Source organism: Acinetobacter sp. AG1 (assembly GCF_001005525.1).
Classification (GTDB): domain Bacteria; phylum Pseudomonadota; class Gammaproteobacteria; order Pseudomonadales; family Moraxellaceae; genus Acinetobacter; species Acinetobacter modestus.
The window spans coordinates 23,802-50,159 of the sequence record NZ_LBMZ01000120.1 but is presented as its reverse complement, the minus strand read 5'-3'; the positions used below and the strand labels follow the sequence as shown (position 1 = coordinate 50,159).

Below are 26,358 nucleotides of genomic sequence, written 5' to 3'. Positions count from 1 at the left end.
GGGGAAATATGGCAGAAAGTATTTATGCTTTTTTGAATGAGCGAAAAGAACTTTGGTTAAAAGATCGGATAAAAAAGGCGGAAAATGAAAATGTAATAGCTGAATTACAACAACAAGCAAATGATAAATTTAGTTTAAATGAGTGGTTACCTGACGCAGCAAAGCGAGTTACACAGCTTTCTATGGTCAGTCACCCAAGTAAATTCAGTCACCCAAGTGCAAAAACTTCAAGCGTGATTGCTAAAGTAGAACAATCTAATGATGGCTATTTACGAAGTGGGAATGTGGATTATTCATTAGATGTATTTGGCAATGCTGCTGCAATGGATGTATTTAAGTTTTTGTCCTTACCATTAAATGAAAAGTTCACTGTATTGGACGGTTTTGAACAGCAAGATCAAGCATTGAAAACTCTAATTACTCATGCAAAATTAAACTTTGATACTTTAAGTACAGAATTTTTAAAAATAAAAGTAACAGATCATTCTGTTAAAACAGATCACTTAGTGAAACAAGTTTATTTCCCAGTTCGTGAAGCACAATATCATTTACTCTCTATTTTAACGCCATCGGGATTAATCACTCGACTAAAACAATCCATTGATACGATACGTTTTTCTGAAGACACTAAACAAGCTAAAGAGTCGCGTAAGAAAAATGAACATCATGAAATAGGCTATTCCGATATTTTTGGTTTAACTGTAACGGGTTATGGTGGAACTCAACCACAAAATGTCAGTGTCTTAAATAGTCAAAATGCAGGACGAGCTTATTTATTATCAAGTTGTCCGCCTGTATTAGAAAAAAGAGCAATTCGACTACCTAAAACAGATTTTTTTCTTCAATGCTTGTATCGGAAAAACTATCAGGACAGTTTTATTCAGTTGCATAAATTTATGCAGCTTGATTTAAATAATATTGATATTCGAAATGTGATACGGAATATCATTCAATTTGTGATTGATCAAATATTACTACAGGCATTAAAAACGAGAGAATATGCAGCCGAAGGTTGGTCAAATCAAGATTATTACGTAAGTTTACCTAAAATACAGCGTATCTGGTTAGATAAAGTTTATCAAACGAAACGAGAAGAAGATAATGACTGGCGTGATGAATTAAGTAGGGAAATTGCTCGTTGGATATTACTGAACTATGAAAAAGTTATTAACGATGCTTATACATTAGGAACAGGTGAATTGCTTGATGTCAAACAACGTGTAGAAAAATCATTACAACAAGCAAAGGAGTTCTTTTAATGCGTCATTTTTTATTGATTTCACATTTAAAACTTCACAATGCCAATGCAATGAGTAGTCCATATACCATCGGATTTCCTGCAATGACAGCGTGGCTCGGTGCAGTTCATGCCTTGCAACGTAAATTACAAACTAAAACGTGTGATGTGGCTTTAACTAAAGTGGCAATTAGCTGTCATGAATTTCATTTGCAAACCTATAAAGGGCAAGGGGATTTTGTTCATTCGATTATAGGTACAGCGAATCCATTAGATAAGGATGGGAGTAGATCTGCTTTTATTGAAGAGGCTCGTTGTCATTTAGAAGTGTCACTTTTAATTGAAATTGAGAATTTGAGTAAGAAAAAAAGAGATCAACTTTTAGAGCTTATCCCTGATCTCGTGTGCAGCATGAAATTTGCGAGTGGAGATGTTTTAGCAGTCAAAAATTGTCAAATATTGGATTTTGATGAAGATGAAAGTCAGGATAAAGAGTTAAGACCCATCTTAAATAAATTAATGCTTGGACACGTAATCATTGAGCGCCGTGATCTTGTTATAGAAAGCATGAATCAGGGCAAAGATGCGCTAGATGCGGTTTTAGAATATTTGAAGGTCACCCATAGTTCTGCCAGAGATGAAAATGACAAAGTGACATGGACATCAAAGCGTAAAGCTCAAGGTTGGCTTGTGCCTATTGCTGTTGGTTTTCAGGGAATTTCCGAATTGGGACAAGCAAAAAATCAACGTGATGCTAATACTCCGCATCGATTTGCAGAAAGTGTTTTAACTTTAGGTGAATTTGTGATGCCGTATCGTATAGAACACATTGATCAACTGTTATGGAAGTATCATGTTGATTTAGAAAATAATTTATACCTTTGTGAAAATTTTACAACAAACTAACTTGATATTGAAAAAGGAAAAACTCATGGCTAAAAATGAAAAAGTAGTTGCAAGTGTACTGGCATTTGAAAAGAAACTTGTTCCATCTGATGGTTATTTTTACGGAACAACTTGGATTAATCGTAATGAACAAACAGCATTAAAACTGATTGAAAAATCGGTACGAGGAACGATTTCAAACCGTTTAAAACCTGCCGTTGCAGGTGACCCAATGAAACTGAATGCAGAGGTTGAGAAAGCCAATTTACAGACTGTAGATGCATGTGCTTTGGGAGAAAATCAGGACACTTTAAAAGTTGCATTTACCTTAAAAGTACTCGGTGGAATTGAAAATCCATCTGCTTGTAACAATGAAAATTTCTTTGATTCTTATCAAGCTGTAGCAAAAAACTATATTGAACAATATGGTTTTACTGAGCTTGCTAAACGCTATGCACTCAATATAGCCAATGCTCGGTTTTTATGGCGTAATCGTGTTGGAGCTGAAAAAGTAGAAGTTGTTGTTACGATTAATGATCAAGCAGCAATCATTTTTAATGCTTTGGAATATCCATTGCATGACTTTGATCAGATTGATGAGAAAGTACAAACCTTAGCGAACCAAATTGCACAGGCTTTGAAAGGTGAAACTGCTTATCTATTAATTAAAGTTGAAGCTTATGCATTAGTTGGGAAAGCGCAAGAAGTCTATCCAAGTGAAGAGTTGGTATTAGATAAAGGAAAAGGCAATAAGAGTAAAATTCTTTATCAAGTGAATGATGTTGCTGCAATGCATTCTCAAAAAATTGGTAATGCACTACGTACAATTGATACTTGGTATCCTGAATTTGATGAGAAAAAAACAGCAATTGCGATAGAACCGTATGGCGCGGTTACAAATCTAGGAAAAGCGTATAGAACACCGAAAGATAAAGTCGATTTTTTCAATTTATTTGATAAGTATGCTTTAGGTGAATCATTGGCTAATGCTGAACAAGAACATTATGTTATGGCAGTTTTAGTTCGTGGTGGAGTATTTGGTCAAAGTGGCAAGGAGTAATCAATGGATTATTACCAAGAAATCACCTTGATTGATCAAGCTGAGATTTCACCTTATTTCCTTTGGTCAAAAATCTATATGCAGTTACATTTTGCTTTGGTAGAAATGAAAGATCAGCACAATCAAGTGCCGATAGGAATTTCTTTTCCCGACTATGTCTATGAAACACAGGAAAATAAAAAACCTAAAGTTAGTTTAGGCGGGAAACTACGTATTTTTGCTATATCTGAAATAGATTTACAAAAATTGGACATCAGAAAATGGCTAGATCGTTTGTTAGACTATACCCATATTACAAGTATACGTCCTGTTCCTGAAAGTAGGGTTACAGGCTATGCCATTTATAAGCGTAAACAGGTAAAAACTAATCCACAGCGTTTGGCTCGTCACCGTGTGAAGCGTGGTGATATTGGTTTTGATGAAGCATTGGCTCGTTATAGTAATATTGTCACAACAACGGATTTACCTTATATCCAATTGCAAAGTTTAAGTACTTCTGTTGAACAGGATAAGAAACGGTTTAAGTTGTTTATTGAAAAGAAATCTGTTGAAAAATCTGAAACTCAGGTTTTTAGTACCTATGGTTTAAGTTCACAGAGTTCTGTACCCGAATTTTAACCCAATATTTTTATACTCTTTAACAGCTTAATAAAATCAATAAGTTATAAACGTGGGTTGAAACTTGGGTCTTTTACTAGATTTAAAGCTTAACTCACTGTTATAGCTTTATTTTTTGTGTTAATTTTATTGTTCACTGCCATGTAGGCAGCTTAGAAATGACACGGTCACTCAATCTGTTAACAGTATCGGTTCACTGCCATGTAGGCAGCTTAGAAACCTGAATTAATAACAGAAACCATTTTTAATGCGTTCACTGCCATGTAGGCAGCTTAGAAATAGTTGAAAACCCCCTAACCCATCTTGCATGTGTTCACTGCCATGTAGGCAGCTTAGAAAGATGGTTTCACAACAGCAGCTCCAGTACCAATGTTCACTGCCATGTAGGCAGCTTAGAAAAAAGAATTGAAAAAGAAAACAATCGCGCTTCAGTTCACTGCCATGTAGGCAGCTTAGAAATTATCTTAAAAACATTAGTCAAACGTGGGTGCGTTCACTGCCATGTAGGCAGCTTAGAAAGCTTACACGGCAAGAAACGACCCAATCTGTCAGTTCACTGCCATGTAGGCAGCTTAGAAAATCTTTTTCAGTGCGATAAACCATTGGTAAAAGTTCACTGCCATGTAGGCAGCTTAGAAATGTACCGCAGAATGACGACGAAGCGGTAACGGGTTCACTGCCATGTAGGCAGCTTAGAAATGTTCCATTTGTCGAACTACATCGAGTCGAATGTTCACTGCCATGTAGGCAGCTTAGAAAATCGATATAACCTAAATACTCAGGCAACCATTGTTCACTGCCATGTAGGCAGCTTAGAAAACCAAGAACCTGTTAAGCACATTGCTCTGAATGTTCACTGCCATGTAGGCAGCTTAGAAAAATGTAATCGAAGCGACATCGTGCGCTTGAGCGTTCACTGCCATGTAGGCAGCTTAGAAAGACAATGTCTCTAACTCATTTGGCTTTACGACGTTCACTGCCATGTAGGCAGCTTAGAAAATATTCTGATGAGGAAGTCTGATCAAATGAGTGTTCACTGCCATGTAGGCAGCTTAGAAAATTTGCTTTTCACTGAGTTTTGTCTGGCCACTGTTCACTGCCATGTAGGCAGCTTAGAAATCATGCGTACTTGCCCCTGTTGCATAGCCCTCGTTCACTGCCATGTAGGCAGCTTAGAAATTTTTTTGAACCCAAATAGTAAAACGTACCAGGTTCACTGCCATGTAGGCAGCTTAGAAATATGACAACTTTGAATGTGTGCACTTAGGACTGTTCACTGCCATGTAGGCAGCTTAGAAAAAAGCCAATTGACAAACCACGAACTAAACCTGGTTCACTGCCATGTAGGCAGCTTAGAAAAGTCAATAGCACGACGATAGAAGCACTCCTCAGTTCACTGCCATGTAGGCAGCTTAGAAATTTGATTTGTTCTAATCGATCTAATGGATACCGTTCACTGCCATGTAGGCAGCTTAGAAATAATGGTGCCCCTGATTTTATTCAGTTTAGAAGTTCACTGCCATGTAGGCAGCTTAGAAAGTATAGAACATATCTTTTGCGTGATCTTCTGCGTTCACTGCCATGTAGGCAGCTTAGAAATTATGAACCAGTAACAAAATCATTTGATGAATGTTCACTGCCATGTAGGCAGCTTAGAAAAAGCATTAAATGCATAATCAGAAATAGCTGTCGTTCACTGCCATGTAGGCAGCTTAGAAAGCTGAATCAATTGCAAACTGAAGAACGGTATTCGTTCACTGCCATGTAGGCAGCTTAGAAAGCAAACGCATCTATCTTTAAAGCATTTGAGGGGTTCACTGCCATGTAGGCAGCTTAGAAATTGCATTGTAGAAAATGCCTTACTTGAGGAAAGTTCACTGCCATGTAGGCAGCTTAGAAATACACATTACACGGGGATGGCTTGTAAGGTTTGTTCACTGCCATGTAGGCAGCTTAGAAAAACAACACCGCCTAGTATTTTGCTAAATACATGTTCACTGCCATGTAGGCAGCTTAGAAAAAACAAAGCCGCAATAAATATCATAAGAATCAGTTCACTGCCATGTAGGCAGCTTAGAAATATCACGGGTTATGGTTATACAAATACACGGTGTTCACTGCCATGTAGGCAGCTTAGAAAACAAACTGTTAGGAATTTTCCTGCCGTTTGGAGTTCACTGCCATGTAGGCAGCTTAGAAAACAAACTGTTAGGAATTTTCCTGCCGTTTGGAGTTCACTGCCATGTAGGCAGCTTAGAAAACAGCTAAAAATCAAAATTTTGTAGGTGTAGAGTTCACTGCCATGTAGGCAGCTTAGAAATGTCACCGATCCATTAAAAAATAAAGATGAACGTTCACTGCCATGTAGGCAGCTTAGAAAGAGCAAATATCTGCACAATTTCCTTACTTTTTGTTCACTGCCATGTAGGCAGCTTAGAAATTTCAGAGTGTGCATTATTGCTGTCTCTGTCAGTTCACTGCCATGTAGGCAGCTTAGAAAGTTAAATCTAATTAATGTTTTTATTTTCTAGATATATTTGGGTTAAATCTCTTAAATAAATAAGTTTATGCTCTATTATCTAATTATTAACTCAATATTATTCTTTTGAGACTTATATTTGTGAAAAAATATTCTCTTATTTTTAGCCTCTTGTTATTCAGTTTTACTCAATTTGTATGGGCAAATACAGCTCTTCAAGCTCGAATTATCAATGGTAATACGACTACAGAAGCACAAATCCCTTGGCAAGTTGCAGTTGTACTCGACCCTTTAAAACCTTACCAATCTTACCATTGCTCAGGAAGTTTAGTTGCAGATCATTGGGTGGTGACAGCAGCACATTGTATTGAACCACTCGAAAAACAAAACAGTGATTATTATATTTTGATTGGCGCACAAAATTTGCAAAGTATTCAATTAGGGCAAATTATCAAAGTTAAAAAGGCTCATATACATGAGAAATATAATAATCGTATTTATGATAACGATATTGCATTATTAGAATTAGAAGGTGATGTGGATTTTATAAAATGTGATAGAAATTGCCAAACGATTGACATTATGAATCCCATCTTAGAACAACAAAATGCATTGATTGTGAATATGGTACAAATCGCAGGGTGGGGAGTATTAGAGGATTGTGACAATACTCAATCTCAGACTTGTAAAGATTATGAAGGAAAAAGCATTAGAAACCCTGCGCTGTATCCAATAACTTTAAGATATACCACGCTAAAATTAGCCAATTGTCTATCTTCATCATCATTATATAGCGCGCAACAAATCACTCAGAATATGCTTTGTGCAGAATCACCGATGCAAGACAGTCTTACAGATGCTTGTTATGGTGATAGTGGTGCGGGTTTAACGATAAACAATTTAGAAAAGCCATATCTGCTTGGGATTGCAAGTTGGGGTGTCGGTTGTGCCAGGGTGGGTTATCCTGGTGTTTATACGCGAGTTGCAAATTACTCTGATTGGATAAACAACTATCTGCATCCAAGTACTATTCCAGAACAAAAAACTAGCCAAACAAATCAATCAGGTGGTGGAAGTGTTGGTATTTTCATGATTTTATTATTAGTAATATTAGCAAGTACACGTGGGCGCTTTATTAAAAGCGTGTAATCTTTTTGCTTTATACTTTAATACATGAAATTGATGAGTTTGAACTATGCGCGGTCTTTATCTGATTACCAATGATGATCCCCTCCAATTATTATTAGAAAAATTAGATGTGGCTTTGGCGACGGGCAATATTGCTATTTTACAATACCGCCGTAAAAAAGTGGCGAGAGTTGCTCAAGCATCCGAAGTTCAACAAATCATAGCACTTTGTGAAAAATACCAAGTTCCATTTGTAATTAATGATGATTTAGCTTTGGCAGAACAATTTGGTTTAGGTGTACATCTTGGACAGTCCGATGGTGAAATTACGGATGCCGCTACACGTTTATCGAAAGGTGTCATTATTGGGCGAACTTGCTTAAACTCCTTAGAACTGGCTGAAAAGGCAATTGCTGAAGGTGCAACCTATGTGGCTTTTGGCGCAGTCTATGCCACTTCAACTAAACCTGAAGCAGGTAATGTTGGAATTGAAGTCATTCAACAGGCAAAGCAGAAGTTTGAAGTACCAATATGTGCCATTGGTGGTTTGACCGTTGAAAATTCCCAAGTGGTCATCGAGGCAGGAGCAAGCCTTTGTGCGGTAATTAGTGATATATTAGGGCGATCAACAGCCGAAATTCCTGCTCGTGTAAATGCATGGGCAAAGTTATTTGCATAATTTTTTGCATCGTTTCGACATTTTATTCTTCGATTCTAGGTTGAGTCTTTTATGAGTTTATCTCCAAAGCAAGAACAGTTATTTAAACAAGCAAATAAACATATTCCTGGTGGTGTCAATTCACCTGTACGTGCATTTAACGGTGTTGGTGGTACGCCTGTCTTTATCGAAAAGGCAAAAGGTGCGTACTTGTGGGATGTCGATGGGAAGCGTTATGTGGATTATGTTGGTTCATGGGGACCAATGATTTTAGGTCACGCGCATCCCGATATTATCCAAGCGGTACAAACCGCAGCAGAAGATGGTCTAAGTTTTGGTGCACCAACAGTATATGAAACCACTTTAGCAGACACCATTTGTGAGATTATGCCTTCAATTGAATTGGTACGAATGACCAGCTCAGGTACTGAAGCGACTATGACTGCGATTCGTTTGGCGCGTGGTTATACTGGACGTGACAAAATTGTAAAATTTGAAGGCTGTTACCACGGCCATTCAGATTCGTTATTGGTGAAAGCAGGCTCAGGTTTACTCACTTTAGGTGAAGGTGAACCAACTTCAAAAGGTGTGCCTGCTGATTTTGCAAAACATACCTTAACGTTGCCATATAACAATATTGAAGCTTTAAAAGAATGCTTTAGTAAGTTCGGTCATGAGATTGCAGGGGTCATCATTGAGCCTGTGGCAGGAAATATGAACTTGGTGACGCCAATCGATGGCTTCTTACAAGCGATTCGTGATGTTTGCGATGAGTACAAATCAGTGTTTATTATTGATGAAGTGATGACAGGTTTCCGTGTTGCTTTAGGTGGCGCACAATCAGTTTATAACGTAAAACCAGATTTAACGACTTTAGGAAAAATTATTGGTGCAGGTTTACCTGTCGGTGCTTTCGGTGGTAAACGTGAAATCATGGAATGCATCGCACCTTTAGGCGGTGTTTATCAAGCAGGTACATTGTCAGGGAATCCATTGGCAATGCGTGCTGGTATCGCGATGTTTAAACATCTACGTGAACCTGAATTTTATGACAAGCTTTCGGCACAGTTAGCGAAATTGCTTACAGGTTTACAAGCTGCGGCAGATGAAGTGGGTATTCCATTTAAAACTCAGCAAGTCGGTGGCATGTTCGGTTTGTATTTCACCGATCAAGAGGACATTACCAGCTTTGATTCGATGTTAGCGTGTGATGTTGAAGCATTTAAGAAGTTCTTCCATGGCATGTTAAAGCGTGGTGTGTATTTGGCACCCTCGGCATTTGAAGCTGGATTTATTTCATCTATGCATTCAGATCAAGATATTGCAGAGACCATTCAAGCTGCCAAAGAAACCTTTGTAGAAATGAAATAACCTTCTGATGCATATAGAAGCCCGATTTATTCGGGCTTTTTTATAGCTTTAACCTGTGATTTACGATTACGATGAGGTATGATTTTAAAAAATAATGAGGTGTATCCAATGAAATTAGAATTAACACCTTGGACAGTTTTCTTAGGAATTCTTTTATTTTGTAAAGAGTTAACTTATACGGTTTGCTTACGCCTAATTTTGGTTGGATATGTGTCAATCAATTCTCTTGTTATTTTCCCACTTTGTGCAGGTTGGCTTCTAAATCTGTTAGTTTTTACAATACCACTTTCTTATTTGATCTATGCAGCGCCAGCATTTGTTCTTGCTATAGCGTTATCATCCTTTATGATTATTTTTAATAGGTTAGTATTAAATAAAAAGCGTTCATTTATCTTTTTTAGTATCCTTATCGCACCGTGTATTGTTCTGAGTGATATAAATTTTTATGAATTATCCACTAAACAGCCATGGGTATTACATTTCATAGAACTATTTTTTTCTTCTAAGGCGGATGAAACAACGATACCTTCTGGAGTTAGCTTATTATTTGATGGAATCATTCTGTTAGCTATTGTTTTAGGAATTGCTGGTTATTTAATCGGAGGTGGTCTTGTCGCAGGTATCTTAAGCGAAAGGCTAGTCAAGACTTTATTAGCACCACCAAGATCTGTGAGGAAACAGTTATTAGCATATATCGATTCCTAATCGCTTACTTTAAAAAGATTAAGAAGCATAAATTTTTTGCTAAGTCGGATTTAGCTAAACTTTAAATATTCTCTAAAAAAGTTTTAATTTTAATTGTAATTTACCTCCAAGCTTTTTATGATTGCCCGCTTGTTTTCATCCAGTCGTTGGAAGGTACGCTTGAGTAATTTTCTAAGTGAACATTTGATTCATCGTGATGAAGATTTTATGGTGATCCATAAACCTGCTGGGCTTCTAACAGTGCCAGGGAAAACACCCGATTTACAAGACTGTTTGATCAATCGTTTATTAAAATTAGAACCCAAAACTCTACTCATTCATCGTTTAGATCGTGACACTTCAGGTATTCTAGTCTTTGGTTTATCTAAATTTGGACAAAGCAATATTTCACGTCAATTTCAAGATCGACAAACTTCAAAAATTTATCAAGCTTTGGTTGCTGGACATTTAGAAGGTCAGGGCACAGTCGATATTCCTGTGATTTATGATCCAAGTCGTCCACCGCTGCATATTGTTGATGCCTCATATCACAAACCTGCATTAACAGAATGGCAAGTTATTGAGCATTTAGAAATTCAAGGGCAAGCGGTAACTCGAGTTATATTGATTCCGATTACAGGTCGTTCACATCAACTTCGTGTGCATATGCAATATCTAGGTCATCCAATACTAGGGGATACCTTATATGCAAGTCCTGAACAGCAGCAGCTTTATGCACGTTTGTGTCTTCATGCAACACAACTCAGCTTCACTCATCCTAAAACAGGCGTTCAACTGAGTTTTGATTGTTCTGTACCATTTTAATCGTATTTTTTTGATCTAAAGAGATGTAAAGCGCGCTATTTCAGTCAGCTTTATGTCAAAATATTAGGGCTATTTGCGTGGCTGAATTTCACGTAAATACCAAATTTAAAACTACATAAAGTAGCTTAAACTTTCGTCAGTTTAAGGCATACAATATGTGGGCTAACATGAGAAAAGGTGGAATAAATTGCAGCCGTTTGCTATTGGTCAACGTTGGTTATCAGATACAGAAACTGAACTCGGTCTAGGTGTTCTTATTGATGTAGATGAGCGTTCTATCAGTATTTTATTCCCTAAAAGTGATGAAACTCGTGTATATGCACGAAACAATGCGCCTTTATCTCGCATCATCTTTAATGTCAAAGATGAAGTGCAAGATCAAGAAGGTGTTAAGTGGATTGTTGAATCGGTTGAAGACCGTCATGGCGTGCTTCGTTACGATGTGGTTCGTAGCCTAGAAAATGGCGAACAAGAACGTAAGTCATTGAACGAAACTCGTATCGGTGCGCAAATTCAGCTATCAAAACCTTTAGAGCGTTTGTTAGCAAGCCAAATTGATTATAAAGAATGGTATGACCTTCGTATTGAAGCGATGTTATTGCAAGCGCAGATGCATACCAGTCCTTTACGCGGTTTTTTAGGTGCGCGTGTTGGGTTGATTCCTCACCAGCTTTATATCGCACACGAAGTGGGTAAACGTTTTGCACCACGCGTATTGTTAGCAGATGAAGTCGGTCTTGGTAAAACCATTGAAGCGGGTTTGATTATCCATCAACAACTGAAAACAGGGCGTTCAGAGCGTATCCTGATTTTAGTGCCCGATTCGCTGCAATATCAGTGGATGATTGAGATGCGTCGTCGTTTCAATTTACAATTTTCTCTATTTGATTTAACCCGTACTGCTTCGATCAAAGAACATGATCCTGATCTCAACCCATTCCTGACTGAGCAATGCATTATTGCGAGTGTCGATTTGATGGTTGACCATGATGATTTGCGTGAGCAAGCGGTTGAGGCAGGTTTTGATTTACTAGTTGTCGATGAAGCACACCATTTAATGTGGAGTGAAGAAGAAGGCGGTAATGATCGTTATGATCTTGTCGAAGAGTTGGCTGAACAAACAGCTGGTGTCTTACTTCTTACGGCAACGCCTGAACAATTAGGTGTTGAGAGCCATTTTGCGCGTTTACGCTTACTTGATCCGCAACGTTTTAGTAGCTTAGATCGTTTCCTTGACGAAGAAGAACAATATCAGCAAACAGCTAAAGTTGCCGAAGTCTTAATGTCAGATGAAGCACTGACTGAAGAACATCTTGCTGCTCTGGATGGCTTATTGGGTCATCGTATTGATGATCAGCCTGAACAGCGTATGCGTGCAATTCACGAGTTGCTAGACCGTCACGGTACAGGTCGTATTTTATTCCGTAATACACGTGAAGCGATTCAAGGTTTCCCAGGTCGTGATTGCCAACCTGCACCTTTGCCGGCACCAGAAGACTGGTCATTTGATGGCAAAATGCGTGAGCAAATGTGGCCTGAAGAAGGGCAACTGGATGGCGCATGGATGGAAAATGACCCGCGTGTACCTTGGTTGATGGAAGTGCTGCGCAAAGAATTAAAACACAAAAAAGTGTTATTGATCGCGCGTAGTGGGCCAGTGGTTGAAGCATTGGAAAACGTATTACGTTTACATGCGGGTATTCGTACCGCGATGTTCCATGAAGGGATGAGTTTATTAGAGCGTGACCAAGCTGCGGCATACTTTGCCGAAGACAGTTATGGTGCGCAAATTCTACTTTGCTCTGAAATTGGCTCAGAAGGACGTAACTTCCAGTTTGCCAGTGACTTGATCCTATTTGATTTACCTGCAAACCCTGACGTACTTGAACAACGTATTGGTCGTCTAGATCGTATTGGTCAAGAAAATCGCATTCAAATTCACGTGCCATATTTGATGGGTACAGCGCAAGAGCGTATGTTCCGCTGGTATAACGAAGCACTCAATATTTTTAGCAATATTTCTCCAACCGCACAAACGCTGCAAGAGAACTTTATTGTTGAATTGAAAGACTGTTTATTGGCAGATCAAGGTCAGACGTTTGAGGATTTACTTGAAGAAGTGAATGTACAACGTCAAGCTTTGGAAGCTGAGTTACAAGCTGGTCGTGACCGTTTGCTTGAGTACAACTCTTGTCGCCCAGTCGTTGCACAGGGCATTGTACAAGCACTTGAAGACTATGATGACAACACGACTTTGCCAATGTTCGTGAAGCGTTTCATGTCATCGACCAATATTGACTTTGATGAGCAAAGCAACGGTACTGTGATCATCAAACCAACGGATCAAATGCAAGTCCAAGGAATTACCTTGGACGAAGAAGGCATGACAGCAACTTTCTATCGTGATCAGGCTCAGATCCGTGAAGATGCACAATATTTGACCTTGGAACACCCATTTATTGAAAGTGTTATGGAAATGATCCGCACACAATCATTTGGTAGCACTAACGTTGCATTACTCAAATCGAATGCGTTAAAACAAGGTTCGGTCTTACTCGAAGTTTGGTTTAAGGTCGATGTAGTTGCACCAAAAGGGTTGAACTTACCGTCAAGTTTGCCGAAGCAGTTGATTCGCGTATTACTGAGTGAAACAGGTCAAGATTTATCTGCCAAGATCGATCCAAGTATTTTGCGCCCATATTTGCATCATCTCGATGGCAATAGCTGCCGTCAAGTTGTGAAAGCACGCCGTGATGTAATTGAAGAGCGTTACGCACAAGCTTTAGATATTGCCAAAACCTCTTTGCCTGAATTGATGCAACAAGCTAAAGAGCATTATGGCAGTAAATGGCAATATGAAATTGATCGTTTAACTTATCTTAAGCAATTTAACCCAAGTATTCGTCAAGATGAAATTGAGCGTTTACAAAAGTTCCAGAAAGAGGGTCTAGGCTTATTAGATGGTCTTTCTGTGACTCCAGAAGCGATTCAAGTCTTAGTTGTAGTTAAACCATAATTACGACTGATGTAATAAAAAAAGAGGACAAATCATGTCCTCTTTTTTATGTCGTGAATATACTTAGTTTTGATCGATATTAGCTTCTAAGAACCATAAATATTGATCCAGATCTTCGAGTGCTGCATGGATAATATCTTCAGAGATTGGATCTTTAATTTGCTCGATTGTATCTCGAAGATGATTTGCAACGACACCATAACGATCAGCTAGCTCTTTTAAGTGATCTTGCACTGCATGGATTGCAACAGGATAAGGCTTAAGATGCGAACTTTCAGCAACCGTTTGGGTTGTTCCGAGCGCTGTTCCACCAATCTGTACAGCACGCTCTGCGACATTGTCTAAATGGGTGATCAATGAAGTACGGAACATATCTAACATTTCATGTACCGCAATAAAATTACTACCCCGCATATTCCAGTGCGCTTGTTTGGTAAGCAATGATAGATCAATAAGATTTGCAAGAATTTGATTTAAAATTTTAACGGTGGCTTCTTTGATAGAATCATCTAAATTATTACGTGTATATACTTTCAAAGCCGCTGCTGAAGAATTCATAGTTACCTCATTCAATTATAATGTAATGAAACATCGTGAATAAAAACCATTCTGTTCTAGCTTAAGCGCAGAATGCCTGAATGAATGTTTTAATTCGCAAGGCTTTTGTAATTTTCCTTATCATCATTTTTCTTTTTATTACTTTGCTCAATCAGTCGAAATAATAGATTGATCTATTGAATTTGAATAGCCCGAATATAATTCAGATCAAACCAGCATCTTTGCATTCTAATTTAATGTAAGCGTAAAAAATCGGTGCAACGATTAAGCCACTCAAGCCAAAAATTGATTCAAAAATGAGCATAGCCAAGAGTACTTCCCATGCACTCGCATTAATCTTTGTACCAATAATTTTTGCGTTTACGAAATATTCAAGTTTATGAATGATGACTAAATATGCTAAAGCGATGGCTGCAACAGAGAGTGAAATGGTTAAGCCAGCCATGATAATCAAAGTATTGGAAATCAAGTTACCAATAATAGGTAAAAGACCAAAAATGAAGGTCAGAATAGTCAGTGTTTTAGCAAAAGGTAAATGGATATGGAATAGAGGTAAAACGATAAAAACAAAAATGATGAATAGTGCTGTATTGATTAAAGAGATTTTTACTTGAGCAAAGACAACATTTTTGAATGAAATCGAAAGCTTCTGAATACGATGTAAAATAGCAGCTTTAAAGACAGGTTGTGGTGCGTGCTGCTTAAAGTTCTGAATGGAAACCAAGATACCTACAATTAAACCGATCAGCATGGTTGCTAAGTTATGCAGAATATCGGTACCTGTATTTTTAACAATCGAAATATTATTTTTGATGAAGGACAAGATCTGATTCTTGATATCTGCAACACTATGAGGAAGATAACCAGGGACATAATGGCTCATTTCTGCTTGGAATTTAATGAGGGTTTGATCAATCTTAAAGTTAAACGAGTTAAGACCTGTTCCTTTTAAATCATAGATCACAAAGCTAATTAAACTGGTAATAAAAAAGCCAATCAAAAATGTGGTCAAAATTCCAAGAATAATACTGATAAAGATGCGCGCACGTTGTCCATCAATATGTTTTTCAACAATTGAGCTTAGACTGTTAATAATTTCGAAAATCAAGAAACCTACAAAAAAACTAGGCAACAAATGCAGGGGAATGACCATCATTAAAAATAAAAACATCAGAATAAAACTAGCGATGATGCTTTGACGGTCATTGAGAAGGGTCATGATCTGTATGCCTAAATTTGCTTGTAGTTATGATAAATGACAAAGATATATGCTTAATGACGATAGTCTATGCTGATGAAATTGCTTAATCAATTTCCATTTTATCAAAATGACGAGCGCCTTCTAAAATCATACGAATCATTACCATGGTTTGCTCTGCAACGTCAGTTCGTTGTTCAGCAGGTAAATCAATCACTTTTGCGCCCATATTGAATACCAATTGGGTAATCGCTTTAGCCGCAATGTCAGCATGACTGATTTTACTATTATTCATTTGTTCTAGGCGAATCAGGTCTTCTTGTAATTCTTGCTGAAAGAAATTCAGCTGACGGTCTACAGCGAGTTTATATGAGGTTGAGCCCGTATATCCTTCGCGTAATAATAAGCTGAGGTAACCTTCATCGGCATCTAACTGTTGAATAAAAACTTCAACTGAACTTCGAATAATGCTTTGCTGCATAGATGCTTGCAAACGCGCTTCGCGAATGATTTTACGTAATACCAAACCTGCACGATCGATCAGAGCGATAGCCAGTTCATCAATATCTTTAAAATGTCGATAAAAACTATTTGGTGCAATACCTGCTTCACGCGCTACTTCACGTAAGCTCAAAGATGCAATACTTTTTTGTGGACCAATTAGATTCAGTGTCGCCTGAAAAAGTTCTTCTTTGGTAATGGTTGCTTTTCTACCAACCGAACGTACAGGAGATTTCATAGCAATGACATCTTGTTCATTTAGTGTGTCATGACCGAGCGGTAAAAAAGTAGAAGACTGAACCATTATTTTCAAAATATAAGTAAGCTACTCGGGATTATAGCGATTGTCTGACTACTTGGGAAATGTAAATTCTTATACGAATATATATACAAATATATATACATATGTATAATAATTAAAAAATGATCAGAGTTCCCGCTCATGCAAGCAGTCGAAAAGAGAATTTCTCTATTCAATTCAATAGCCCAAAGCGTAATTACGAACCATGATGCCAATTTCTGGCTACAAAAAATCAATCCACTGTGGTCTTTGAATCAATCACTCGCCAAAGTTGTAAAAAAACAAACGGTAGCTAAAGATACGGTGAGTCTTATTTTGCAATGCAATCGTCATGTACAGCGTGGTGCAGCAGGACAACATCATCCTGTCACTGTTGAAATTGCAGGGCGTCATTACGAACGCACGTATAGCTTGATGCAATTAGATGCAGATCATCTCTGTTTAACCGTCAAAAAAGTTGATCAAGGTTTGGTGAGTTCATGGTTGGTTGAGCAATCTAAAGTAGGGGATATTGTCTATTTAGGGCAACCTTATGGCGATATGCAGCAGCATATTCAAACTCCTAACTTGTTATTACTTGCAGCAGGTAGCGGCATTACCCCGATGCTGAGCCTGATCGAAAGCTTGAGTCAAACCAAGCAGTTTTTGACGACATCTGTACAGTTGATGTATTGGGTGAAAACTCAGGCCGATGCAGCCTATGCTGAATATTTAAAAGAAACAGCGGAAAACTTTCCCCATTTCAGTTATCAAATTTTTTATACCCAAGCGCAAGATCAACGTTTGAACCAAAGTTATGTTGATCAAATTTCAGCTTTAAATGAAACCACTGTATATGCCTGTGGTCCATCAGGTTTTGTGAGTACAGCAGAAAAATTATTTTCTTGTGCTGCTTTGCTTCAAACTGAAGCTTTTAGTTTAAGCCAAATTGATGTGGATGCTTCGGAAACTGGTTTTATAAATGTGAGATTGACTCAATCCAACAAAACGGTTGCGATACCTAAAGGGCAATCCATTCTTTCTAGTTTGGAACATCAAGGGATTAAACCTAATCATGGTTGTCGTATGGGCATTTGTAATAAATGCGCCTGCACAAAAGCGCAAGGCTCAACGAAGAATTTGTTGAATGGTTCAGCGAATCATGAACCAACTCAACTATTAAAAATTTGTGTAAATTCCGCTCAGTCTGATCTAGTGATTGATCTATAAATGAGAAATTAATTATGAATATGCCTGTTAAAATTGAATATTTTAAAAATCCAAAAAATCGTGATTTAACTGCTTCAGAATTAGATGCTTTTGCTCGAGAATTAGATCAGATCAAGCAAGAAGTATTAGATGACTTAGGCGAAAAAGATGCGAAGTATATTCGCCGTGTTTATTCCTCAATCCGTTATAGCAGCTTACTCGGACGAGCTTTGTTGTTTGCAGGATGGTTTCCACCAGCATGGTTATTAGGAACGGGGCTATTGGGTTTTGCCAAAATTATGGAAAACATGGAGTTAGGTCATAATGTGATGCATGGACAATATGACTGGATGAATGATCCAAAATTTAATGGTCAGACTTACGAATGGGATACCGTTGGAACCTCAGATAATTGGCGTCAAACGCATAACTACAAACATCACACGTATACCAATGTGAAAGGCATGGATGATGATGTGGGTTATGGTGTATTTCGCTTATTTCCAGAACAACGTTGGACAAAGTTTACTTTAATTCAACCGATTTATATTGTGCCATTCAGCTTACTATTCCAATGGGGAGTTGCAATTCAAAATCTTGAACTCGGCAAAGTGATTTATAAGCGTAAATCAATCGCGCAATTTAAACGAGAATGGCAACCAGCGCAGAAAAAAATAGCGAAGCAACTTTTTAAAGATTATGTATTTTTCCCATTGATTGCAGGGCCTTCAGCGATCCCAGTTTTTACTGGAAATTTAGTTGCTAATGGGATTCGTAATATTTGGACTTTTAGTATTATTTTTTGTGGTCATTTTACTAAAGATGCTGAGGTCTTCCCAAAAACTGTTTTACAGAATGAAAGTCGCGGTCATTGGTACATGCGTCAAATTCGTGGTTCTTCTAATTTAACAGGTTCAGAAGCATTTCATATTTTGACAGGGCATTTGAGCCATCAAATTGAACATCACTTATACCCAGATATTCCTGCTCGCCGCTATCGTCAAATTGCACCTAAAGTGGAAGCTGTATGTGAGAAATATGGTTTAAATTACAATAATGCTAGCTTTGTAAAACAATTCGGTGAAGTGGTAGGGCGTATTTTTAAATATGCGCTTCCTTTTAAAAAGTAAAAAAATAACTCAAGTAAAAAGCCCCGAATACCGTGTTCGGGGCTTTTTACTTTTATTTTTTCTTTTTTGAAATCCACATGGTAATGGTGGCGTGAAAGACTTTTTCATTCTGTTGATCAAGTACATCAACATTCACCAGATATTCTCCAGCTTTATCCCAATCGTAGTGCTGCTCTACTGGGGTAGCGATCGCAATTAAATCAGTTTCCGCTTTCTTTAAATATACTACGGTCATGCCTTTTGGAATCCAGCGATGTGAAGTTGGAACAGTAACCTCAGTCATCGTACCGCCTGCAAGTTCGGCCATATTACACATTGCAATCGCATGAACTGTACCAATGTGATTCAGCACTGCGCGTTTTTTCTTAATGGATATTTTACAAGAGTTCGGTTTTAACTCCTCAAATAAAGGAGAAATGCTACTGAAATAAGGTGCTTTTAAACAAAGCATACGTGTGAACGTCCATTTTCCAGCAGGTAAAACTGAAACCTTATTCCATAATTCCAAAGTTGATGCCATTAGATGATTTCCTATAAAACAGAATTAAATTCTTTTGCAGAATATAATTCTGTTTACAAGTTATGGTCAAGTCATACACAATAGTTCCGATGATTGGTAAATTTAAATAACTTATGCAAACGGCTCAGCAATTATTAGAACGCTTATATCCACAACGTAGATCATTGTTAAAAAGACAAATCTTATTGGATGCATTGGCATGTTTTCTTGAATATGGTCTCGATGCGACTAGCATTGAAATGATTCGCGATAAATCTGAAAGTAGTGTTGGGGCAATTTATCATCATTTTAAAAATAAAGAAGGTGTTATCGCTGCACTTGTTTTTGCTGCTTTAGATGATCAAGCATCATTACGAGATCAATATCTTGAGCGTGCGCAGTCTTTAAGAGATGTTTTGAATGCTTTAATTTATAGTTACGTTGATTGGGTTTCTGATCAACCTCATTTTGCTAAGTTTTTAATGTTAGCGCATTTTTCAGTGATGCAAGGTGAGCACCGCCCATCATTAAATGAAAAAAATAAAATCAGAAATCAAAAGATCGTAAATAATATTGCAGCCTATAGTGATGCGAAATTATTACAATCGGTTCCGTCTGAATTGATGATGTCATTAGTGATTGGTGCAACTGAAAGTTATTGCCGAGCATGGTTATCTGAAAAAGTGCTTACCAATCCGAAAGTGTATCGCGAAAACTTGGCTCAGGCTGCTTGGGATTCATTGCAAAATTTAAGACATCCCGCATAAACGACTAAGATAAACAAAATCATCTGGATCAAAAAGTCATGACAGTATTAGAACAAGAACAACAATTTAATGGCGCTTGTTTGTGTGGGGAAATAAAATTTCATTTTCATATATCGAAAATTAAAACGATCTATCGTTGTTATTGTCGTTTATGTCGCAAGCAGAGTGGGGCCGCGTCCAACACTGCGACATTGATTTCATCTGATCAATTTTATTGGCAGCAAGGCGAGCAATTTATTTGCACTTATATCAAAGCCACAGGTTTTACTAGCTCCTTTTGCAGAAAATGTGGTTCGCATATTCCTAATGTATTAGGTACTAATCCTAAAGTAATGTGGATTCCGCTAGGTTTAATTCACGAAGATTTTGAACCAAATAAAGAGTTAAATTTTTGTATGACTTCTAAAACCAGCTGGGCTGGCGAGAATAAAGCACATACTTCATTTGATGAATTACCAACTGGTCGACAGCTTCAAGAATATTTTGAACTCAATGAATAAAAAAAGCAGAAAATTAATTTTCTGCTTTAATTTAAATAAAATCGTACTTTTATTTAAATTGGATTGAGCCATTAGCACTGACAGTAATTTTGGATTCACCAGCTGCCATGTCTTGTGCTGGAGCTGCCTCAGCCATCGCAAATTTTGCCATGCCACCACGCATCATTGGTTGAGGGAAATAATTACTTGTATTCAAATTTAAACTGACAAGATTATATTGCGTTTTATTCCAAGCCTGGGTAATCGCTTGTGCGCGTTGCTGAAAGTTTTTAGAAGCTTCAATCATCAGTTCATTTTCAACTTTTTTACGTTGTTCGTCAGATACGCTAAAACTAATCGATTGGGTCTGAAAGCTCTGTTGTAGTTCACTAATCAACTGGCTTGCTGCTTTAAAGTCTTTACTTTCAATTTGGATTTCTGCACGCGCGCGCCATTCTTTTAACTTATTATTATCATTGTCGTAAATAGGGTAAGTGCTTTGAGCACCTGTTTCGACTTTTACTTGTGTGTATTTACGGGAAATAGCTTGCGCTTGATTCATTAATTGATTGATTTGATTGGAAAGTTCTGCGGGTTGCTTATTGCTTCTTTCAATATAAAGCACAGCACGCATTTCATCATTGGCAACTTGGCGTGCTGCATCTGCTTGGATATTCACAATATTATAGTTCAAGTTTTCAGTCTCATGAGCAAAAAGGCTTGGGCTAAGTGCAGCTCCGATCATTAATGTTGCAAGTGCTAAAGTACGCATAAAAAATTCCTTAAAATTTGGTATTAAACATTTATTTTTACAAGTCTGATATTAGAAACAACTGATGGGGAACTTTTGCATATTTTGTGGTGTCTTTGTAATATATTAACAGTGTTTTGCAACAGAAAAATTAATTAAAAAATATTTAAAATTAAATAATTAGCTTCATATATTTGACCATTTATCTAAAAAAATTAAGGCTGTTAAAAAAAGCTTACTTTCTTTCGCTTGTCACATAGTATGATGATAATTCATCATAGTTATTGGAATGAAGCATTTTTTCAATAATATTAGATGAATGTCAGGCATAAAAAGAGTTTATTTTATTTCAAAATTAGGTATCATCTCGCTCCTAGTTGAAAGATATAAAATTTGTGTCTCACTAGATTCTAAAAAGCACCGAGTCAAACGACCGCAAGTCACCAGACTTATTTCTTTTACCCATATCAGAGATGGTAATTCGATATGAGCGTTACTTCCGTAAATCCTGCCGCTAATGCAACTAACGAATATTATCTGACTCGCCAAAGTCAGATGGAATCGAATGTTCGTAGTTATCCACGTAAATTACCGTTAGCGATAGCAAAAGCACAAGGCTGTTGGGTTACTGATGTTGAAGGTACAGAGTACCTTGATTGTTTAGCTGGGGCAGGGACATTGGCTTTGGGCCATAATCATCCTGCGGTGATTCAAAGTATTCAAGACACATTGGCAAGCGGTTTGCCATTGCATACTTTAGACTTAACGACTCCTTTAAAAGATGCGTTTACTGAAGCGCTTTTGGCTTATTTGCCAGGCGGTCAAGAAGAATATTGCCTACAATTCTGTGGTCCATCTGGTGCAGATGGTACAGAAGCAGCGATTAAATTAGCGAAAACTTATACGGGTCGTAGCACAGTGATTAGTTTCTCTGGTGGCTACCATGGTATGACGCACGGCGCGCTTGCAATGACAGGTAACTTGTCTGCAAAGAATGCGGTGAATGGCTTAATGCCAGGCGTGCAATTTATGCCATACCCACATGAATATCGTTGCCCACTTGGTTTAGGTGGGGAAGCAGGTGTTGACGCTTTAACTTATTTCTTTGAAAACTTCATTGAAGATGTTGAAAGTGGTGTAACCAAGCCTGCTGCTGTGATCCTTGAAGCGATTCAAGGTGAAGGTGGTGTTGTTACTGCACCTGTAAAATGGTTGCAAAAAATCCGTGAAGTGACTGAAAAGCACAACATCGTTTTAATCTTGGACGAAGTTCAAGCTGGTTTTGCACGTTCAGGTAAAATGTTTGCCTTTGAACATGCTGGAATCGAGCCTGATGTTGTGGTGATGTCGAAAGCGGTCGGTGGTAGCTTACCACTTGCAGTATTGGGTATTAAACGTAAGTTTGATGCTTGGCAGCCTGCGGGTCACACGGGTACTTTCCGTGGTAACCAACTTGCGATGGGTACAGGTTTAGCATCACTTCAAGTGATCAAAGAACAAAACCTTGCTCAAAATGCGCAAGAGCGTGGTGATTTCTTACAAGCAGAGTTTAAGAAACTTGCTCAAGAATTCCCATGTATCGGTAACGTACGTGGTCGTGGTTTGATGATCGGTGTTGAGATCGTTGACGAGCGTAAACCTGCGGATCATATGGGTTCATTACCTGCTGATGCGCAATTGGCTGCTGCAATCCAGACTGCTTGTTTCAACAATAAATTATTGCTTGAAAAAGGCGGCCGTAACGGTACAGTCATTCGTTTACTTTGCCCGTTGATTATCAATCAAGAAGAGTGCGTAGAGGCGGTTGCTCGCTTCAAGAAAGCTGTTGCTGAAGCATTAAAAGCAGTACGAGGCTAATTCATGGTTGATTTTGCAGAACATCGTAAAGCGTTACTCTGCAATGATGCTCAATCTATTGCTGACTATCAGTCAGCAATGGGAGAGGCGGTAACTGCCGTTTCAGCATGGTTGCAAAATGATAAAATGTACACTGGCGGTAGCATTAAGGATTTGCGTGAAGCAATTTCTTTTGCTCCTTCAAAAGAAGGTCTAGGTGTACAGCAATCATTACAACGTATGGTTGAGCTTTTTCTCAATAAAAGCTTAAAAGTACATCACCCGCATTCACTTGCACACTTACACTGCCCAACCATGGTGATGAGCCAGATTGCGGAAGTGTTGATCAATGCAACCAACCAGTCGATGGACTCATGGGATCAAAGCCCAGCGGGTTCTTTGATGGAAGTTCAACTCATTGATTGGCTTCGTCAAAAAGTCGGTTATGGTGCAGGTCAAGCTGGGGTGTTTACGTCTGGTGGCACACAGTCAAACTTGATGGGTGTATTGCTGGCGCGTGACTGGTGTATCTCGAAAAACTGGAAAGACGAAAATGGTAAGCCATGGTCGGTTCAGCGTGATGGTATTCCAGCAGAAGCAATGAAGAACGTCAAAGTCATCTGTTCTGAAAATGCACATTTCTCTGTGCAAAAGAACATGGCGATGATGGGTATGGGCTTCCAGTCTGTTGTCACTGTTCCTGTGAATGAAAATGCACAGATGGATGTTGATGCACTGGAAAAAACTATGGCGCATCTTCAGTCTGAAGGCAAAATCGTGGCCTGTGTTGTTGCAACAGCGGGTACGACTGATGCTGGTGCGATTGATCCACTCAAGAAAATCCGTGAAATTACCACGAAGTATGGTTCATGGATGCATATTGATGCAGCTTGGGGCGGTGCACTGATTCTTTCAAATGACCATCGTTCAATGTTAGATGGAATTGAATTATCAGACTCAATCACGCTTGATTTCCATAAGCATTATTTCCAAAGCATTAGCTGTGGCGCTTTCTTGTTGAAAGACGAAGCAAACTATCGCTTTATGCATTATGAAGCAGAATATTTAAACTCTGCTTATGACGAAGAACACGGTGTACCTAACCTCGTGTCTAAATCATTACAAACGACACGTCGTTTTGATGCATTGAAATTATGGATGACAGTTGAAGCATTAGGCGAAGAGCTTTATGGTTCAATGATTGATCATGGTGTGAAATTAACACGTGAAGTTGCAGATTATATTAAAGCAACAGCGGGTCTTGAATTGTTGGTTGAACCACAATTCGCTTCAGTCCTGTTCCGTGTAGTACCAGAAGCTTATCCTGCTGAATTTATCGATAGCTTAAACCAAAACGTGGCAGATGAATTGTTTGCTCGTGGTGAAGCGAATATTGGTGTAACCAAAGTGGGTAATGTTCAATCATTGAAGATGACCACTTTAAGCCCAGTTGCAACGCTTGAAAACGTTCAAAACTTGCTTGCACTTGTGTTGGCAGAAGCTGATCGTATTAAAGATGCAATTGTTGCAGGAACTTATGTTCCAGCGATTGATTAATCGATTTGCTTTCTAAGAGAAAGGCACATTCATGTGCCTTTTTCATTTTTAGTCTGTGTGATTGAGCTTAGAAAGATTTAGCTCATCTGAATATACCTTTAATTTAATCTCAAGTAATTTTCTGAATAGCTTAAGATAGACGTGTAAATGGCTATTGGAAACCTAATTTTAGTTCATTTAGAACCGAATTGAAGGATTCAAACTAATATTACATAGATATTTGTCATATAGTTTTCATTACTAAGGTCGTCAAATTTGTATTTCTAGTTTGATTTCTTATATGTCGTGTTGTAAGTAAAAAATTATAAATTACAATCATTAAGATAATTTTCTTTCACCATTTTTTTCAAAAAACACTTTTCTTTATGACTGAAAATTTTCAAATAAAAATGATCATCATAAAAGCGTCATAAAGTTGTCACTTAATTGTCATATTATCTCCTCAAAATGCAGTTAACTAAAGTACAACACTTGAATTAAAAAGAGTTGTAAATCAAATTGTATAAATGAGAGAAAACAGAATGCGCTTAAATCCACGTCATATCGCAATTGCATTAGCTGTATCTGGAGTAGCCGTAGCAACAACTGCGAATGCAGCTCGTGATACGATTCAAATCGCTGGTTCTTCAACTGTATTGCCATATGCAAGTATTGTTGCTGAAGAGTTTGGTAATACTTTCCCGCAATTTAAAGCACCCGTTGTTGGTTCAGGTGGTACTTCAGGTGGTTTAAAGCAATTCTGTCAAGGTGTTGGTGATAATACCATCGATATCGCAAACGCTTCACGTAAAATCAAAGATTCAGAGCTTGCTGCATGTAAAAAAGCAGGCGTAAATCAAGTTCAAGAAATCAAAATTGGTTATGACGGCATTGTATTTGCGTCTAACTCAAGAAAAGGTGCTTATAACTTAGATCCAGCACATGTATTTACTGCATTGGCTGCACAGCTTCCTTCAGGTGGTAAATTGGTTCCAAACCCATATACACGATGGAACCAAATTGATGATGACTTACCAAATGAACCGATTACTTTAGTTATTCCAGCAACAAACCACGGTACACGTGAAGTTTTCCAAGAAAAAATGGTTGATGCGGGTTGTGAATCATTTGCTTATTTCAAAAATTTAGATAAAGAAGAACAGAAAAAAGCATGTTCAAACTTCCGTAAAGATGGTCGTGTAATTGAAATTGCAGGTGATTACACTGAAACACTGGCTCGTTTAAAAACTTCTCCTAATGCAGTAGGTGTATTTGGTTTAGGTTTCTATGATCAAAACCGCGATAAATTACGTGTTGCAACAGTAAATGGCGTATTACCTTCTGAGAAAACAGTTTTAAGTGGTCAATACCCAGTATCTCGTGCACTTTACTTCTATGTGAAAGGCGAGCATTTAAAATCAATTAAAGGTTTACCACAATACGTAGAATATTTCTTAAATAAGAAAGCTTCTGGTAAAGGTTCTAAATTAGAAAAAGCTGGCTTGATCACTATGAGCGATAAAGAACGTGCAAAAGTTCTAGCTGATTTCAAAGCTGGTAAAACAGTTAAGTAATATTGTTAAAAGGGAGGCTGGTGCGACTTAGGTTCATCAGCCTTTTTGTCTAACTAAGTTTTTTCAAATGATGAAAATT

At 37.9% G+C, this 26,358-nt stretch carries 22 protein-coding genes and 1 CRISPR repeat array; of the genes, 17 read left to right on the top strand and 5 right to left on the bottom strand.

Translation table 11 applies throughout. From position 1 onward, the window contains the following. The first annotated feature begins 8 nt into the window (after positions 1-8). The 10 genes from csy1 (at position 9) to rapA (ending at position 13,961) form a co-directional block, all read left to right on the top strand. The gene (gene csy1, locus AAV96_RS13965; RefSeq protein ID WP_046739738.1) at positions 9-1,259 is read left to right on the top strand and encodes a type I-F CRISPR-associated protein Csy1; all 1,251 of its coding nucleotides are present in this window, start codon (positions 9-11) and stop codon (positions 1,257-1,259) included. Further along, positions 1,259-2,143 (top strand): type I-F CRISPR-associated protein Csy2, encoded by an 885-nt coding sequence (gene csy2, locus AAV96_RS13960; protein ID WP_046739737.1) that lies wholly within the window; start codon positions 1,259-1,261, stop codon positions 2,141-2,143. Before csy1 ends, csy2 begins: the two co-directional genes overlap by 1 nt. Positions 2,144-2,168: 25 nt before the next feature. Continuing rightward, complete coding sequence (gene csy3, locus AAV96_RS13955) at positions 2,169-3,182, top strand: type I-F CRISPR-associated protein Csy3 (RefSeq protein WP_046739736.1); 1,014 nt, start codon at positions 2,169-2,171, stop codon at positions 3,180-3,182. A gap of 3 nt (positions 3,183-3,185) precedes the next feature. Continuing rightward, entirely contained in the window at positions 3,186-3,800 is a 615-nt protein-coding gene (gene cas6f / locus AAV96_RS13950; RefSeq protein WP_046739735.1) for a type I-F CRISPR-associated endoribonuclease Cas6/Csy4, read from the top strand. A gap of 131 nt (positions 3,801-3,931) precedes the next feature. Further along, positions 3,932-6,300: direct repeats of the CRISPR family, unit length 28 nt; unit sequence GTTCACTGCCATGTAGGCAGCTTAGAAA. A 120-nt stretch (positions 6,301-6,420) separates the two neighbouring features. Next, positions 6,421-7,428 carry a S1 family serine peptidase gene (locus AAV96_RS13945; protein ID WP_046739734.1) on the top strand — a complete coding sequence of 336 codons (1,008 nt, stop codon included), beginning with the start codon at positions 6,421-6,423 and terminating at the stop codon, positions 7,426-7,428. 46 nt (positions 7,429-7,474) lie between these two features. Beyond that, on the top strand, positions 7,475-8,086 hold the full coding sequence (gene thiE / locus AAV96_RS13940) for a thiamine phosphate synthase (RefSeq protein WP_046739733.1): 612 nt from the start codon (positions 7,475-7,477) through the stop codon (positions 8,084-8,086). A 51-nt stretch (positions 8,087-8,137) separates the two neighbouring features. Next, entirely contained in the window at positions 8,138-9,436 is a 1,299-nt protein-coding gene (gene hemL, locus AAV96_RS13935; RefSeq protein ID WP_046739732.1) for a glutamate-1-semialdehyde 2,1-aminomutase, read from the top strand. Positions 9,437-9,544: 108 nt separating this feature from the next. Continuing rightward, positions 9,545-10,141, top strand: a complete 597-nt coding sequence (locus AAV96_RS13930; protein WP_046739731.1) for a hypothetical protein — start codon at positions 9,545-9,547, stop codon at positions 10,139-10,141. 159 nt (positions 10,142-10,300) lie between these two features. Beyond that, the gene (locus tag AAV96_RS13925; RefSeq protein WP_171249161.1) at positions 10,301-10,945 is read left to right on the top strand and encodes an RluA family pseudouridine synthase; all 645 of its coding nucleotides are present in this window, start codon (positions 10,301-10,303) and stop codon (positions 10,943-10,945) included. A 187-nt stretch (positions 10,946-11,132) separates the two neighbouring features. After that, positions 11,133-13,961: an RNA polymerase-associated protein RapA gene (gene rapA, locus AAV96_RS13920; protein WP_046739729.1), complete on the top strand. Its 2,829-nt coding sequence runs from the start codon at positions 11,133-11,135 to the stop codon at positions 13,959-13,961. A 63-nt stretch (positions 13,962-14,024) separates the two neighbouring features. On the opposite strand, the gene dps is transcribed toward rapA, so the two are convergent. The 3 genes from dps to fabR form a co-directional block, all read right to left on the bottom strand. Then, entirely contained in the window at positions 14,025-14,519 is a 495-nt protein-coding gene (gene dps, locus AAV96_RS13915) for a DNA starvation/stationary phase protection protein Dps (protein ID WP_046739728.1), read from the bottom strand. Positions 14,520-14,721: 202 nt separating this feature from the next. Further along, the gene (locus AAV96_RS13910) at positions 14,722-15,738 is read right to left on the bottom strand and encodes an AI-2E family transporter (protein ID WP_046739727.1); all 1,017 of its coding nucleotides are present in this window, start codon (positions 15,736-15,738) and stop codon (positions 14,722-14,724) included. A gap of 85 nt (positions 15,739-15,823) precedes the next feature. Next, on the bottom strand, positions 15,824-16,522 hold the full coding sequence (fabR, locus tag AAV96_RS13905) for an HTH-type transcriptional repressor FabR (protein WP_004663232.1): 699 nt from the start codon (positions 16,520-16,522) through the stop codon (positions 15,824-15,826). Between the two features lie 138 nt (positions 16,523-16,660). Between fabR and AAV96_RS13900 the strand changes: the two genes are divergently transcribed. Together AAV96_RS13900 and AAV96_RS13895 are read left to right on the top strand one after the other, a co-directional pair. After that, positions 16,661-17,728 (top strand): ferredoxin reductase, encoded by a 1,068-nt coding sequence (locus AAV96_RS13900; protein ID WP_046739726.1) that lies wholly within the window; start codon positions 16,661-16,663, stop codon positions 17,726-17,728. A 14-nt stretch (positions 17,729-17,742) separates the two neighbouring features. After that, a complete protein-coding gene (locus tag AAV96_RS13895; RefSeq protein ID WP_046739725.1) occupies positions 17,743-18,837 on the top strand; it encodes a fatty acid desaturase family protein in 1,095 nt (364 codons plus the stop codon). Positions 18,838-18,889: 52 nt separating this feature from the next. On the opposite strand, the gene AAV96_RS13890 is transcribed toward AAV96_RS13895, so the two are convergent. Further along, the gene (locus tag AAV96_RS13890; protein ID WP_046739724.1) at positions 18,890-19,357 is read right to left on the bottom strand and encodes a hotdog fold domain-containing protein; all 468 of its coding nucleotides are present in this window, start codon (positions 19,355-19,357) and stop codon (positions 18,890-18,892) included. A 113-nt stretch (positions 19,358-19,470) separates the two neighbouring features. On the opposite strand from AAV96_RS13890, the gene AAV96_RS13885 reads away from it, so the two are divergent. Both AAV96_RS13885 and AAV96_RS13880 read left to right on the top strand, forming a co-directional pair. Then, the gene (locus tag AAV96_RS13885; protein WP_046739723.1) at positions 19,471-20,103 is read left to right on the top strand and encodes a TetR/AcrR family transcriptional regulator; all 633 of its coding nucleotides are present in this window, start codon (positions 19,471-19,473) and stop codon (positions 20,101-20,103) included. A gap of 38 nt (positions 20,104-20,141) precedes the next feature. Continuing rightward, complete coding sequence (locus AAV96_RS13880; RefSeq protein ID WP_046739722.1) at positions 20,142-20,603, top strand: GFA family protein; 462 nt, start codon at positions 20,142-20,144, stop codon at positions 20,601-20,603. 49 nt (positions 20,604-20,652) lie between these two features. Here AAV96_RS13880 and AAV96_RS13875 read toward each other — a convergent pair whose 3' ends face one another. Next, on the bottom strand, positions 20,653-21,354 hold the full coding sequence (locus tag AAV96_RS13875; RefSeq protein WP_046739721.1) for an SIMPL domain-containing protein: 702 nt from the start codon (positions 21,352-21,354) through the stop codon (positions 20,653-20,655). 465 nt (positions 21,355-21,819) lie between these two features. On the opposite strand from AAV96_RS13875, the gene AAV96_RS13870 reads away from it, so the two are divergent. The 3 genes from AAV96_RS13870 to AAV96_RS13860 all read left to right on the top strand — a co-directional run bounded on the left by AAV96_RS13870 (position 21,820) and on the right by AAV96_RS13860 (position 26,279). Beyond that, positions 21,820-23,190: a diaminobutyrate--2-oxoglutarate transaminase gene (locus AAV96_RS13870; protein ID WP_004652118.1), complete on the top strand. Its 1,371-nt coding sequence runs from the start codon at positions 21,820-21,822 to the stop codon at positions 23,188-23,190. A gap of 3 nt (positions 23,191-23,193) precedes the next feature. Beyond that, the gene (locus tag AAV96_RS13865) at positions 23,194-24,726 is read left to right on the top strand and encodes a pyridoxal phosphate-dependent decarboxylase family protein (RefSeq protein WP_046739720.1); all 1,533 of its coding nucleotides are present in this window, start codon (positions 23,194-23,196) and stop codon (positions 24,724-24,726) included. A 521-nt stretch (positions 24,727-25,247) separates the two neighbouring features. Beyond that, positions 25,248-26,279, top strand: coding sequence for a substrate-binding domain-containing protein (locus AAV96_RS13860; protein ID WP_005217628.1), 1,032 nt, complete (start codon positions 25,248-25,250; stop codon positions 26,277-26,279). The last annotated feature ends 79 nt before the right edge of the window (positions 26,280-26,358 follow it).

Coding starts and splice junctions, on each gene's coding strand:
- csy1 (WP_046739738.1), top strand. CDS start 9: ATGGCAGAAAGTATTTATGCTTTTTTGAATGAGCGAAAAGAACTTTGG.
- csy2 (WP_046739737.1), top strand. CDS start 1,259: ATGCGTCATTTTTTATTGATTTCACATTTAAAACTTCACAATGCCAAT.
- csy3 (WP_046739736.1), top strand. CDS start 2,169: ATGGCTAAAAATGAAAAAGTAGTTGCAAGTGTACTGGCATTTGAAAAG.
- cas6f (WP_046739735.1), top strand. CDS start 3,186: ATGGATTATTACCAAGAAATCACCTTGATTGATCAAGCTGAGATTTCA.
- thiE (WP_046739733.1), top strand. CDS start 7,475: ATGCGCGGTCTTTATCTGATTACCAATGATGATCCCCTCCAATTATTA.
- hemL (WP_046739732.1), top strand. CDS start 8,138: ATGAGTTTATCTCCAAAGCAAGAACAGTTATTTAAACAAGCAAATAAA.
- AAV96_RS13930 (WP_046739731.1), top strand. CDS start 9,545: ATGAAATTAGAATTAACACCTTGGACAGTTTTCTTAGGAATTCTTTTA.
- dps (WP_046739728.1), bottom strand. CDS start 14,519: ATGAATTCTTCAGCAGCGGCTTTGAAAGTATATACACGTAATAATTTA.
- AAV96_RS13910 (WP_046739727.1), bottom strand. CDS start 15,738: ATGACCCTTCTCAATGACCGTCAAAGCATCATCGCTAGTTTTATTCTG.
- fabR (WP_004663232.1), bottom strand. CDS start 16,522: ATGGTTCAGTCTTCTACTTTTTTACCGCTCGGTCATGACACACTAAAT.
- AAV96_RS13900 (WP_046739726.1), top strand. CDS start 16,661: ATGCAAGCAGTCGAAAAGAGAATTTCTCTATTCAATTCAATAGCCCAA.
- AAV96_RS13895 (WP_046739725.1), top strand. CDS start 17,743: ATGAATATGCCTGTTAAAATTGAATATTTTAAAAATCCAAAAAATCGT.
- AAV96_RS13890 (WP_046739724.1), bottom strand. CDS start 19,357: ATGGCATCAACTTTGGAATTATGGAATAAGGTTTCAGTTTTACCTGCT.
- AAV96_RS13885 (WP_046739723.1), top strand. CDS start 19,471: ATGCAAACGGCTCAGCAATTATTAGAACGCTTATATCCACAACGTAGA.
- AAV96_RS13880 (WP_046739722.1), top strand. CDS start 20,142: ATGACAGTATTAGAACAAGAACAACAATTTAATGGCGCTTGTTTGTGT.
- AAV96_RS13875 (WP_046739721.1), bottom strand. CDS start 21,354: ATGCGTACTTTAGCACTTGCAACATTAATGATCGGAGCTGCACTTAGC.
- AAV96_RS13870 (WP_004652118.1), top strand. CDS start 21,820: ATGAGCGTTACTTCCGTAAATCCTGCCGCTAATGCAACTAACGAATAT.
- AAV96_RS13865 (WP_046739720.1), top strand. CDS start 23,194: ATGGTTGATTTTGCAGAACATCGTAAAGCGTTACTCTGCAATGATGCT.
- AAV96_RS13860 (WP_005217628.1), top strand. CDS start 25,248: ATGCGCTTAAATCCACGTCATATCGCAATTGCATTAGCTGTATCTGGA.